Annotated in this window: 6 protein-coding genes, 1 tRNA gene and 3 rRNA genes; 5 read left to right on the top strand and 5 right to left on the bottom strand. The window is 55.0% G+C overall.

Going from position 1 to position 13,095, the window contains the following annotated elements; translation table 11 throughout:
• Positions 1 to 65 precede the first annotated feature (65 nt).
• From trxC to R0140_RS05965, 5 genes are all read left to right on the top strand, one after another.
• Positions 66 to 491: a thioredoxin TrxC gene (trxC, locus tag R0140_RS05985; protein ID WP_002914091.1), complete on the top strand. Its 426-nt coding sequence runs from the start codon at positions 66 to 68 to the stop codon at positions 489 to 491.
• Between the two features lie 69 nt (positions 492 to 560).
• A complete protein-coding gene (gene tapT, locus R0140_RS05980; RefSeq protein WP_032740256.1) occupies positions 561 to 1,259 on the top strand; it encodes a tRNA-uridine aminocarboxypropyltransferase in 699 nt (232 codons plus the stop codon).
• Between the two features lie 34 nt (positions 1,260 to 1,293).
• Entirely contained in the window at positions 1,294 to 3,945 is a 2,652-nt protein-coding gene (locus R0140_RS05975) for a bifunctional acetate--CoA ligase family protein/GNAT family N-acetyltransferase (RefSeq protein ID WP_032755263.1), read from the top strand.
• A 120-nt stretch (positions 3,946 to 4,065) separates the two neighbouring features.
• Positions 4,066 to 5,421 carry a CDP-diacylglycerol--serine O-phosphatidyltransferase gene (pssA, locus tag R0140_RS05970; RefSeq protein ID WP_008803754.1) on the top strand — a complete coding sequence of 452 codons (1,356 nt, stop codon included), beginning with the start codon at positions 4,066 to 4,068 and terminating at the stop codon, positions 5,419 to 5,421.
• 41 nt (positions 5,422 to 5,462) lie between these two features.
• Positions 5,463 to 5,786: a YfiM family lipoprotein gene (locus tag R0140_RS05965; protein WP_008803753.1), complete on the top strand. Its 324-nt coding sequence runs from the start codon at positions 5,463 to 5,465 to the stop codon at positions 5,784 to 5,786.
• Between the two features lie 3 nt (positions 5,787 to 5,789).
• On the opposite strand, the gene R0140_RS05960 is transcribed toward R0140_RS05965, so the two are convergent.
• The 5 genes from R0140_RS05960 to R0140_RS05940 form a co-directional block, all read right to left on the bottom strand.
• A complete protein-coding gene (locus tag R0140_RS05960; protein WP_012540846.1) occupies positions 5,790 to 7,088 on the bottom strand; it encodes an MFS transporter in 1,299 nt (432 codons plus the stop codon).
• 410 nt (positions 7,089 to 7,498) lie between these two features.
• Positions 7,499 to 7,614, bottom strand: a 5S ribosomal RNA gene (rrf, locus tag R0140_RS05955).
• A gap of 97 nt (positions 7,615 to 7,711) precedes the next feature.
• A 23S ribosomal RNA gene (locus R0140_RS05950) occupies positions 7,712 to 10,615 on the bottom strand.
• Between the two features lie 319 nt (positions 10,616 to 10,934).
• Positions 10,935 to 11,010 (bottom strand) — tRNA-Glu (locus tag R0140_RS05945).
• An 85-nt stretch (positions 11,011 to 11,095) separates the two neighbouring features.
• Positions 11,096 to 12,635: ribosomal RNA gene (locus tag R0140_RS05940) — 16S ribosomal RNA — on the bottom strand.
• Together the 16S, 23S and 5S rRNA genes with 1 tRNA gene alongside form the textbook arrangement of a ribosomal RNA operon.
• Between the last annotated feature and the right edge of the window lie 460 nt (positions 12,636 to 13,095).

Genomic DNA, 13,095 nt, shown 5'->3' with positions numbered 1-13,095 from the left:
ATATGTAACATCACAGAAACATATCGGCCACGTGCCACGTTGCAACCCATAACCAGAGGTTAGTTATGAATACCGTTTGTGCCAGTTGTCAGGCTCTGAACCGCCTCCCGGACGATCGTAGCGCGGATGGCGCAAAGTGCGGACGCTGCGGTCACGATCTTTTTGACGGCGACGTCATCAACGCGACCGGGGCAACGCTGGATAAACTCTTAAAGGACGATCTGCCGGTCGTTGTCGATTTCTGGGCGCCATGGTGCGGCCCCTGCCGTAGCTTCGCGCCGATCTTTGAAGATGTCGCGGAAGAGCGTAGCGGGAAGATGCGTTTTGTGAAAGTCAACACCGAAGCGGAACGTGAGCTTAGCGCCCGGTTTCGTATCCGCAGCATCCCGACCATTATGATGTTCAAAAATGGCGAAGTGATCGACATGCTCAATGGCGCGGTGCCAAAAGCGCCATTTGATAGCTGGCTGAACGAAGCCGGCCAACAGTAATCCTTCCGGGGCACCGCTTGTGCCCCGTTTTCACCTCTGCGACAATAGCGTTTTTCTCTAGCGACTCCCATGATTGAAAACGCAGTCCTTCGCCTGCGCGCTGAACGCCTCGCGCGTGCTACCCGGCCTTTCCTTGCTCGCGGCAACCGCATCCGCCGCTGTCAGCGCTGCCTGCTGCCGCTCAAGCAGTGCCTGTGCGCGACGTTAGTGCCCGCGCAGGCCACCAGCCGCTTCTGCCTGGTGATGTTTGATACGGAACCGATGAAGCCCAGCAACACCGGCCGGCTCATCGCCGATATTCTGCCTGATACCGAGGCTTATCAATGGTCGAGAACCGAGCCGCCGCAGGCGCTGCTCGATCTGGTCGCGCATCCTGATTATCAACCGATGGTGGTTTTCCCTGCCTCCTATGCCGGGCCGGAGCGCCAGGTCCTGAGCGCGCCGCCGTCCGGCAAGCCGCCGCTGTTTATTATGCTCGACGGCACCTGGACCGAAGCGCGCAAAATGTTCCGCAAGAGTCCTTATCTTGACGCGCTGCCGATAATCTCCGTCGATCTGTCACGCATCTCTGCCTACCATCTGCGCGAGGCGCACGCCGACGGACAATACTGTACCGCGGAAGTGGCCATCGCCCTGCTGGATTTGGCGGGAGATTCCCCGGCCGCCGCTGCGCTTGGCGAGCACTTCACCCGCTTCCGGACCCGCTATCTGGCGGGAAAAACCCAGCATAAGGGCAGTATCACAGCGGACCAGGTGGAAAACGTTTAAAATCATTCGGTCACTGGGATGAAAGGAGACCGGTATGAGCCAACGAGGCCTGGAAGCACTGCTGCGACCAAAGTCCATCGCCGTTATTGGCGCATCAATGAAGCCGCAGCGCGCTGGCTATCTCATGATGCGCAACCTGTTAGCCGGCGGTTTCAATGGCCCGGTACTGCCGGTGACCCCCGCCTGGAAGGCGGTGCTCGGGGTGCTGGCATGGCCCACGATTGAGAGCCTGCCGTTTACGCCGGATCTGGCGGTGCTCTGTACTAACGCCCGGCGTAATATCGAATTGCTCGAAGCCTTAGGGCAGAAAGGGTGTAAAACCTGCATCATTCTCTCTTCGCAGCCGGAACAGTATCCGGCGCTGCTCGAATGCGCCGCGCGCTATCAGATGCGCCTGCTCGGCCCGAACAGCCTGGGACTGCTGGCGCCGTGGCAAGGCCTGAACGCCAGCTTCTCGCCGGTCGCGATCCATCGCGGTAAACTGGCCTTTATCTCGCAGTCGGCCGCCGTCTCTAATACCATCCTTGACTGGGCGCAGCAGCGCGAGATGGGGTTTTCCTACTTCATCGCGCTGGGCGATAGCCTGGACATTGATGTCGATGACCTGCTGGACTTTCTGGCCCGCGACAGCAAGACCAGCGCCATTTTGCTTTACCTCGAGCATCTTAGCGACGCGCGTCGGTTTGTCTCCGCCGCGCGCAGCGCTTCGCGAAACAAGCCTATCCTGGTGATTAAAAGCGGCCGTAGTCCCGCGGCGCAAAAGCTGTTGCACGTCAACTCCGGGATGGATCCGGCATGGGATGCAGCCATTCAGCGTGCTGGCCTGCTGCGGGTGCAGGACACCCATGAGCTGTTCTCCGCCGTGGAAACGCTCAGCCATATGCGCCCGCTGCGTGGTGAAAAGCTGATGATCGTCAGCAATGGCGCGGCACCGGCGGCACTGGCGCTGGATGAACTCTGGCTGCGTAATGGCAAACTGGCGGTCCTCAGCGAGGAAACCCGCGACGCCCTGCGCCAGGCGTTGCCGGTTGGCGTCGAGATCGCCAACCCATTAGATCTGCGGGATGATGCCAGCAGCGAACATTATCAGCAGGCCGTGAATATTTTGCTCGACAGTCAGGACTATGACGCGCTGCTGGTGATCCACTCGCCCAGCGCGGCCGCGCCGGGCACGGAGAGTGCGCTGGCCCTGATTGACGCTCTGAAGCATCATCCGCGCGGTAAATATGTCACCGTGCTGACCAACTGGTGCGGCGAATTTTCCTCGCAGGAAGCGCGACGTTTATTCAGCGATGCCGGCCTCCCAACCTACCGTACGCCAGAGGGCACGATCACCGCTTTTATGCATATGGTGGAATACCGTCGCAACCAGAAACAACTGCGCGAGACGCCGGTGCTACCGGATTCGTTAACCGCCAATACCAGCGAAGCGCATGCTCTGCTGCAGCAAGCGATAGATGACGGCGCCACCACGCTGGATACCCATGAGGTCAGCCCGGTGCTCCGGGCCTATGGCATCCATACTCTGCCGACATGGATTGCCGCTGACAGCGCAGAAGCAGTGCATATCGCTGAGCAGATAGGCTATCCGGTCGCGCTGAAGCTGCGTTCTCCGGATATCCCGCACAAATCGGAAGTACAGGGGGTCATGCTCTATCTGCGTACCGCCGCCGAGGTGCAGCAGGCGGCAGATGCGATGATCGATCGCGTCAGACTGGCCTGGCCCCAGGCGCGCATCCATGGTCTGCTGGTGCAGAGTATGGCTAATCGCGCCGGCGCCCAGGAGCTGAGAGTGGTGGTTGAACACGATCCCGTCTTCGGCCCGTTGATTATGCTGGGCGAAGGCGGCGTGGAGTGGCGGGCCGAGGATCAGGCCGCGGTGGCGCTGCCGCCGTTGAATATGAACCTGGCGCGTTATCTGGTGATCCAGGCGATCAAAAATAAAAAGATCCGCGGTCGCAGCGCATTGCGCCCGCTGGATATCGCGGGCCTGAGCCAGCTGCTGGTTCAGGTATCGAATCTGATCGTCGACTGCCCGGAGATCCAGCGCCTGGACATTCATCCCCTGCTCGCCTCCGGCAACGAGTTTACGGCGCTGGACGTCACGCTAGGCCTGGCCCCCTTTGACGGCGACAGTGAAAGCCGCCTTGCGATTCGTCCCTATCCGCACCAGCAGGAGGAGTGGGTGGTAATGAAAAATGGCGATCGCTGCCTGTTTCGGCCGATCCTTCCGGAAGATGAGCCGCAGCTGCTCGCGTTTATCGCTCAGGTCACCAAAGAAGATCTCTATTATCGCTATTTTAGTGAGATCAACGAATTTACCCACGACGATTTAGCCAATATGACGCAGATCGACTACGATCGTGAAATGGCGTTTGTTGCCGTCAGGACCACCGCAGAGAAAAGCGAAATTCTCGGCGTGACGCGGGCGATCTCCGATCCCGACAATATTGACGCCGAGTTTGCCGTTCTGGTCCGTTCAGATTTAAAAGGGTTAGGCCTGGGGCGAAGGCTGCTGGAAAAGCTGATCGCCTATACGCAAAGCCATGGCCTGCAACGCCTTAATGGCATTACGATGCCGAATAACAGAGGCATGATCGGCCTGGCCAGAAAGCTGGGATTCACCGTTGATATTCAGCTGGAAGATGGGATTGTCAGTCTATCGCTGCCCCTGAATCAGGGATAATCGCGCCACGCTGACCGCAATTGTTGACCACATTAGCGGGTAGTAATGGTATTATTGCCCGCTTACGTCGTCTGCATGGTACAGAAGACCCTTCAATAAACAGAGAAGAAACGCACTGTGATGTTGTCAAAATTTAAGCGTAATAAACATCAACAACACCTTGCCCAACTCCCTAAGCTTTCTCAGTCAGTTGATGATGTAGAGTTCTTTTACGCCCCTGCGGATTTCAGGGAAGCGTTACTGACCCGGATTGCCCACGCCACTCAGCGTATATGCATTATTGCGCTCTACCTGGAGCAAGATGATGGCGGAAAAGGAATTTTGCAGGCTCTCTACGACGCCAAACGCCAGCGTCCGGAACTGGATGTCCGCGTTCTGGTAGACTGGCACCGTGCTCAACGTGGTCGTATCGGCGCCGCCGCCTCCAACACCAATGCCGACTGGTATTGCCGGATGGCCGATGAAAACCCAGGTGTGGATATCCCCGTTTACGGCGTGCCGATTAATACCCGGGAGGCGCTCGGCGTTCTCCATTTCAAAGGCTTTATTATCGATGACAGCGTCCTCTACAGCGGCGCCAGCCTGAACGATGTTTATCTGCATCAGCACGACAAGTACCGTTATGACCGCTATCAGTGCATCCGTAACGGCAAAATGGCGGACGTCATGTTCGACTGGGTCGACAATAATCTGGTTCAGGGGCGCGGCGTTAATCGTCTCGACAGACCGGATCGGCCAAAAAGCCCGGAAATCAAAAACGACATTCGCCAGTACCGTCAGGAGCTCCGCGACCGCAGCTACCATTTTGTCGGCACCGCTGGTGACGAAGAACTCTCCGTCACCCCGCTGGTAGGACTGGGGAAATCCAGCCTGCTGAACAAAACTATTTTTCACCTGATGCCTTGTGCCGAGCACAAGCTGACGATCTGCACCCCCTACTTCAACCTCCCTGCCGTACTGGTGAGAAATATCATCCAGCTGCTGCGGGACGGTAAACAGGTGGAGATTATTGTCGGCGATAAAACCGCTAACGATTTCTACATTCCGGAAGATCAACCGTTTAAAATTATCGGTGCGCTTCCCTATCTGTATGAGATCAACCTGCGGCGTTTCCTCAGCCGACTGCAATATTATGTCAATACCGATCAGCTGATCGTTCGCCTGTGGAAGGATGACGATAACAGCTACCATCTGAAAGGCATGTGGGTTGACGATGAGTGGATGCTGCTCACTGGCAACAACCTTAACCCACGCGCCTGGCGGCTCGATCTGGAAAACGCCATTCTGATCCACGATCCAAAGCGGCAGCTGGGGGCCATGCGGGAAAAAGAGCTGAAGCTCATCCGCACCCACACCACGGTAGTGAAACATTATCGGGATCTGCAAAGTATCGCCGACTATCCGGTGAAAGTGCGAAAACTGATCCGCCGCCTGCGACGGATCCGCATTGACCGGTTGATCAGCCGTATTCTCTGACTATCAGCCCCGCGTCGACGGGGCTTTTTTCTGGAAGCGCTATGCGTTCGATAATAGTGATGACATCGCTGCTGTTAACGGGCTGCAGCCACATGGCAAATGATGCATGGTCCGGTCAGGACAAAGCCCAGCATTTTCTGGCCTCGGCGATGCTGTCTGCCGCCGGCAATGAGTATGCGCAACATCAGGGTTACAGCCGGGACCGCAGCGCCGCCATTGGCCTGATGTTTTCCATCAGTCTTGGCGCGTCAAAAGAGCTTTGGGACAGCCGCCCGGCAGGGAGCGGCTGGAGCTGGAAAGATTTCGCCTGGGATGTCGCCGGCGCGACCACCGGCTATGCTGTGTGGCAACTGGCGCACCAGTAAGCGTTACAGGCGCAGGCCTTTTCCCTTGCGATGCAGCATCAGGGAAACCAGGAAGGCGATGGCCGCCATCACCGTCACATACCAGTAGAACGCGTGCTCTATCCCCGCCGACTTAAGCGACAGCGCGACATACTCCGCAGAGCCGCCGAACAGCGCGTTCGCGACGGCATAGGAAAGCCCTACCCCAAGCGCGCGGACCTGAGCCGGGAACATCTCTGCTTTCAGGATGCCGCTGATAGAGGTATAGAAACTGACGATCAGCAAGGCGCAGATCACCAGTCCGAAGGCGGCATACGGTGAGCTCACCTTCTGCAGAGCACTGAGAATAGGCACGGTAAATAACGTCGCCAGCACGCCAAAGCACAGCATGGAGGTGCGACGGCCAACTTTATCCGAAAAGGCGCCGAACAGCGGCTGAACCAGCATATAAACGAATAGCGCCGCGGTCATGATCACGCTGGCGGTGCTAGCCGTCATGCCCGCCGTGTTGACCAGATACTTTTGCATATAGGTAGTAAAGGTGTAGAAGGTCAGCGATCCGGCGGCGGTAAAGCCCAACACCATCACGAAGGCCCGGCGATTGCGCCACAACCCTTTAAATGATCCAGCCTCTTTCAGCGCCCGGGTCTCCTGCTTTGAGGTTTCGTCCAGCTGGCGACGCAGCCACAGCGCGACGATAGCCAGTACCGCCCCAAGAGCAAAAGGAATACGCCATCCCCAGGCATGGAGATCTTCATCGCTGAGCACCTGCTGGAGCGCGACAACCACTAATACCGCCAGCAGTTGACCGCCAATCAGCGTAACGTACTGGAAGGAGGCATAGAAGCCTTTCTTACCTTCCACCGCGACTTCACTCATATAGGTCGCACTGGTGCCGTATTCTCCGCCAACAGACAGCCCCTGGAACAGACGCGCCAGCAGCAGCAGCGCCGGGGCCCAGGTGCCGATGACCGCATAACCCGGCAGACAGGCAATCACCAGTGAGCCAAAGCACATCATGCACACCGAGATAAGCATAGAGGCTTTACGTCCGCGGCGGTCGGCGATTCGACCAAACAGCCATCCGCCGATGGGACGCATCAGGAATCCGGCGGCAAATACGCCTGCCGTCTGCAGCAGTTGGGTGGTGGTATTGCCAGATGGAAAAAAGATATGGGCGAAATAGAGCGAGCAGAATGAATAAACGTAAAAATCAAACCACTCAACCAGATTCCCCGAGGAAGCGCCAACTATTGCCCAAATACGACGACGGGTATCGGCCTGATCCGGCGCGCCCCGTTCGGTAATGCTACTTTCTGTCATTGTTATATTGCTCCAGCAAAGACTGCAATCTGTCTTGTCGGGCGTACCACGTCACGTAGACAAATTAGTTAGTGAACTAAATGTTATATAATTGTTATATCTTTATATGTGACTGTATTCACATTTTTTTTCGTAAGAGTGGTTTTCGCGATTAACGCCAGCGCAGGGGCAAGGAAAAAGTAGATTATGATGAAGGGATTACCATGACGGGGTTTTATTTTGCGTTGAAAGGAGATAATGGAGCGGGCATGGCGTAATTTTCGCCGGAGGCGGTGCTGCGCACTTTGTCCGGGGTACGGTTTTGTAGCCCCGGTAAGCGCAGCGCCACCGGGGAGACATGCCGGCACGGTTGCCGGACCACTGAAACGCAAAAAGCCCATCCGGCAGGATGGGCTTTTTACTTGTTTGATGCCTGGCAGTTCCCTACTCTCACATGGGGAGACCCCACACTACCATCGGCGCTACGGCGTTTCACTTCTGAGTTCGGCATGGGGTCAGGTGGGACCACCGCGCTATCGCCGCCAGGCAAATTCTGTTTTCAACACGTCTCACGGACGCATCGATTAATCTGTATCAGAGCTGAAAATCTTCTCTCAAATCCGCCAAAACAGCTTCGGCGTTGTAAGGTTAAGCCTCACGGTTCATTAGTACCGGTTAGCTCAACGCATCGCTGCGCTTACACACCCGGCCTATCAACGTCGTCGTCTTCAACGTTCCTTCAGGAGACTTATAGTCTCAGGGAGAACTCATCTCGGGGCAAGTTTCGTGCTTAGATGCTTTCAGCACTTATCTCTTCCGCATTTAGCTACCGGGCAGTGCCATTGGCATGACAACCCGAACACCAGTGATGCGTCCACTCCGGTCCTCTCGTACTAGGAGCAGCCCCCCTCAATTCTCCAGCGCCCACGGCAGATAGGGACCGAACTGTCTCACGACGTTCTAAACCCAGCTCGCGTACCACTTTAAATGGCGAACAGCCATACCCTTGGGACCTACTTCAGCCCCAGGATGTGATGAGCCGACATCGAGGTGCCAAACACCGCCGTCGATATGAACTCTTGGGCGGTATCAGCCTGTTATCCCCGGAGTACCTTTTATCCGTTGAGCGATGGCCCTTCCATTCAGAACCACCGGATCACTATGACCTGCTTTCGCACCTGCTCGCGCCGTCACGCTCGCAGTCAAGCTAGCTTATGCCATTGCACTAACCTCCTGATGTCCGACCAGGATTAGCTAACCTTCGTGCTCCTCCGTTACTCTTTGGGAGGAGACCGCCCCAGTCAAACTACCCACCAGACACTGTCCGCAACCCCGATAAGGGGCCAACGTTAGAACATCAAACATTAAAGGGTGGTATTTCAAGGTTGGCTCCACGCAGACTGGCGTCCACGCTTCAAAGCCTCCCACCTATCCTACACATCAAGGCTCAATGTTCAGTGTCAAGCTATAGTAAAGGTTCACGGGGTCTTTCCGTCTTGCCGCGGGTACACTGCATCTTCACAGCGAGTTCAATTTCACTGAGTCTCGGGTGGAGACAGCCTGGCCATCATTACGCCATTCGTGCAGGTCGGAACTTACCCGACAAGGAATTTCGCTACCTTAGGACCGTTATAGTTACGGCCGCCGTTTACCGGGGCTTCGATCAAGAGCTTCTCCTTACGGATAACCCCATCAATTAACCTTCCGGCACCGGGCAGGCGTCACACCGTATACGTCCACTTTCGTGTTTGCACAGTGCTGTGTTTTTAATAAACAGTTGCAGCCAGCTGGTATCTTCGACTGGTCTCAGCTCCGTCCGCAGGGACTTCACCTACACACCAGCGTGCCTTCTCCCGAAGTTACGGCACCATTTTGCCTAGTTCCTTCACCCGAGTTCTCTCAAGCGCCTTGGTATTCTCTACCTGACCACCTGTGTCGGTTTGGGGTACGATTTAATGTTACCTGATGCTTAGAGGCTTTTCCTGGAAGCAGGGCATTTGTTACTTCAGCACCGTAGTGCCTCGTCATCACACCTCAGCGTTAAAAGGTACCGGATTTACCTGGAACCTCCGCCTACATGCTTAAACCGGGACAACCGTCGCCCGGCTAACATAGCCTTCTCCGTCCCCCCTTCGCAGTAACACCAAGTACAGGAATATTAACCTGTTTCCCATCGACTACGCCTTTCGGCCTCGCCTTAGGGGTCGACTCACCCTGCCCCGATTAACGTTGGACAGGAACCCTTGGTCTTCCGGCGAGCGGGCTTTTCACCCGCTTTATCGTTACTTATGTCAGCATTCGCACTTCTGATACCTCCAGCAACCCTCACAGGCCACCTTCGCAGGCTTACAGAACGCTCCCCTACCCAACAACACATAGTGTCGCTGCCGCAGCTTCGGTGCATGGTTTAGCCCCGTTACATCTTCCGCGCAGGCCGACTCGACCAGTGAGCTATTACGCTTTCTTTAAATGATGGCTGCTTCTAAGCCAACATCCTGGCTGTCTGTGCCTTCCCACATCGTTTCCCACTTAACCATGACTTTGGGACCTTAGCTGGCGGTCTGGGTTGTTTCCCTCTTCACGACGGACGTTAGCACCCGCCGTGTGTCTCCCGTGATAACATTCTTCGGTATTCGTAGTTTGCATCGGGTTGGTAAGTCGGGATGACCCCCTAGCCGAAACAGTGCTCTACCCCCGAAGATGAGTTCACGAGGCGCTACCTAAATAGCTTTCGGGGAGAACCAGCTATCTCCCGGTTTGATTGGCCTTTCACCCCCAGCCACAAGTCATCCGCTAATTTTTCAACATTAGTCGGTTCGGTCCTCCAGTTAGTGTTACCCAACCTTCAACCTGCCCATGGCTAGATCACCGGGTTTCGGGTCTATACCCTGCAACTTAACGCCCAGTTAAGACTCGGTTTCCCTGCGGCTCCCCTATACGGTTAACCTTGCTACAGAATATAAGTCGCTGACCCATTATACAAAAGGTACGCAGTCACACCCGAAGGTGCTCCCACTGCTTGTACGTACACGGTTTCAGGTTCTTTTTCACTCCCCTCGCCGGGGTTCTTTTCGCCTTTCCCTCACGGTACTGGTTCACTATCGGTCAGTCAGGAGTATTTAGCCTTGGAGGATGGTCCCCCCATATTCAGACAGGATACCACGTGTCCCGCCCTACTCTTCGAGTTCACAACCTGTGCATTTTGGTGTACGGGACTATCACCCTGTACCGTCGGACTTTCCAGACCGTTCCACTAACACACAAGCTGATTCAGACTCTGGGCTGCTCCCCGTTCGCTCGCCGCTACTGGGGGAATCTCGGTTGATTTCTTTTCCTCGGGGTACTTAGATGTTTCAGTTCCCCCGGTTCGCCTCGTTAACCTATGTATTCAGTTAACGATAGTGCAACGAATTGCACTGGGTTTCCCCATTCGGACATCGCCGGTTATAACGGTTCATATCACCTTACCGACGCTTTTCGCAGATTAGCACGTCCTTCATCGCCTCTGACTGCCAGGGCATCCACCGTGTACGCTTAGTCGCTTAACCTCACAACCCGAAGATGTCTTATTCTGTCCGGTTCGTTGCGCATCGTGAATCCTGCGTTGTTCCGTACTCGCGATGCTCATGGACATATAGTCCACTCCGCTCGCTGCGTGCGGTACGCCTTGGCTTCACTTTGCTCACGTCACCTTTTACAGTGCCATCTTCTGATTGCGAAAATTTGAGAGACTCGAACACACTTAAACAGTGTGTCGTTTCAATTTTCAGCTTGATCCAGATTTTTAAAGAGCAAATATCTCAAACATCACCCGAAGATGAGTTTTGAGATACATCGGCACGCGTCTTTCACTCACGAACCAGCAAGTGGCGTCCCCTAGGGGATTCGAACCCCTGTTACCGCCGTGAAAGGGCGGTGTCCTGGGCCTCTAGACGAAGGGGACACTGAAGTCTCAATCGCAAGACGCCTTGCTTCTTTACTTTCATCAGACAATCTGTGTGGACACTACAAAGGCAGGTTCTTTAAGGTAAGGAGGTGATCCAACCGCAGGTTCCCCTACGGTTACCTTGTTACGACTTCACCCCAGTCATGAATCACAAAGTGGTAAGCGCCCTCCCGAAGGTTAAGCTACCTACTTCTTTTGCAACCCACTCCCATGGTGTGACGGGCGGTGTGTACAAGGCCCGGGAACGTATTCACCGTAGCATTCTGATCTACGATTACTAGCGATTCCGACTTCATGGAGTCGAGTTGCAGACTCCAATCCGGACTACGACATACTTTATGAGGTCCGCTTGCTCTCGCGAGGTCGCTTCTCTTTGTATATGCCATTGTAGCACGTGTGTAGCCCTGGTCGTAAGGGCCATGATGACTTGACGTCATCCCCACCTTCCTCCAGTTTATCACTGGCAGTCTCCTTTGAGTTCCCGGCCTAACCGCTGGCAACAAAGGATAAGGGTTGCGCTCGTTGCGGGACTTAACCCAACATTTCACAACACGAGCTGACGACAGCCATGCAGCACCTGTCTCACAGTTCCCGAAGGCACCAATCCATCTCTGGAAAGTTCTGTGGATGTCAAGACCAGGTAAGGTTCTTCGCGTTGCATCGAATTAAACCACATGCTCCACCGCTTGTGCGGGCCCCCGTCAATTCATTTGAGTTTTAACCTTGCGGCCGTACTCCCCAGGCGGTCGATTTAACGCGTTAGCTCCGGAAGCCACGCCTCAAGGGCACAACCTCCAAATCGACATCGTTTACAGCGTGGACTACCAGGGTATCTAATCCTGTTTGCTCCCCACGCTTTCGCACCTGAGCGTCAGTCTTTGTCCAGGGGGCCGCCTTCGCCACCGGTATTCCTCCAGATCTCTACGCATTTCACCGCTACACCTGGAATTCTACCCCCCTCTACAAGACTCTAGCCTGCCAGTTTCGAATGCAGTTCCCAGGTTGAGCCCGGGGATTTCACATCCGACTTGACAGACCGCCTGCGTGCGCTTTACGCCCAGTAATTCCGATTAACGCTTGCACCCTCCGTATTACCGCGGCTGCTGGCACGGAGTTAGCCGGTGCTTCTTCTGCGGGTAACGTCAATCGATGAGGTTATTAACCTCACCGCCTTCCTCCCCGCTGAAAGTGCTTTACAACCCGAAGGCCTTCTTCACACACGCGGCATGGCTGCATCAGGCTTGCGCCCATTGTGCAATATTCCCCACTGCTGCCTCCCGTAGGAGTCTGGACCGTGTCTCAGTTCCAGTGTGGCTGGTCATCCTCTCAGACCAGCTAGGGATCGTCGCCTAGGTGAGCCGTTACCCCACCTACTAGCTAATCCCATCTGGGCACATCTGATGGCATGAGGCCCGAAGGTCCCCCACTTTGGTCTTGCGACGTTATGCGGTATTAGCTACCGTTTCCAGTAGTTATCCCCCTCCATCAGGCAGTTTCCCAGACATTACTCACCCGTCCGCCGCTCGTCACCCGAGAGCAAGCTCTCTGTGCTACCGCTCGACTTGCATGTGTTAGGCCTGCCGCCAGCGTTCAATCTGAGCCATGATCAAACTCTTCAATTTAAGTTTGATGCTCGTGAATTAAACTTCGTAATGAATTACGTATGTTCACTCAGAGACTTGGTGTTCATTTATTGTCCGAAGACATTAAGAATCCATGTCACTTTGAGTGCCCACACAGATTGTCTGATAAATTGTTAAAGAGCAGTTGCGACGCGCTTTAGCGCTCTGTCGCGAGGTCCCGTATAATACGTTTTCCTCATGCAGAGTCAAGCGCTTATTTTGCTTTTCTCTGTCGGCTTTCAACGTCGATTTCCGTCGTTGAATCCTCCTGACCCGGCGGCTTGTTTGCCGTTGTTCCGTGTCAGTGGAGGCGCATTATAGGGAGTAATTCTGAAGTGACAAGGATAAATTCAAAAAAAGAATTCAACCGCTCACTTTTCAACCAAACCATGTGTTGAGCTTTAATTCTTGCCTGGTTTTTAAACAAAAACGAGCCCGTTGGGCCCGTTTTTGTCGTTTT

The sequence above is a fragment of the Klebsiella sp. w6 genome, from assembly GCF_033100215.1.
Lineage (GTDB): Bacteria > Pseudomonadota > Gammaproteobacteria > Enterobacterales > Enterobacteriaceae > Klebsiella > Klebsiella variicola.
This window is presented reverse-complemented; position numbering and strand designations above follow the sequence as displayed.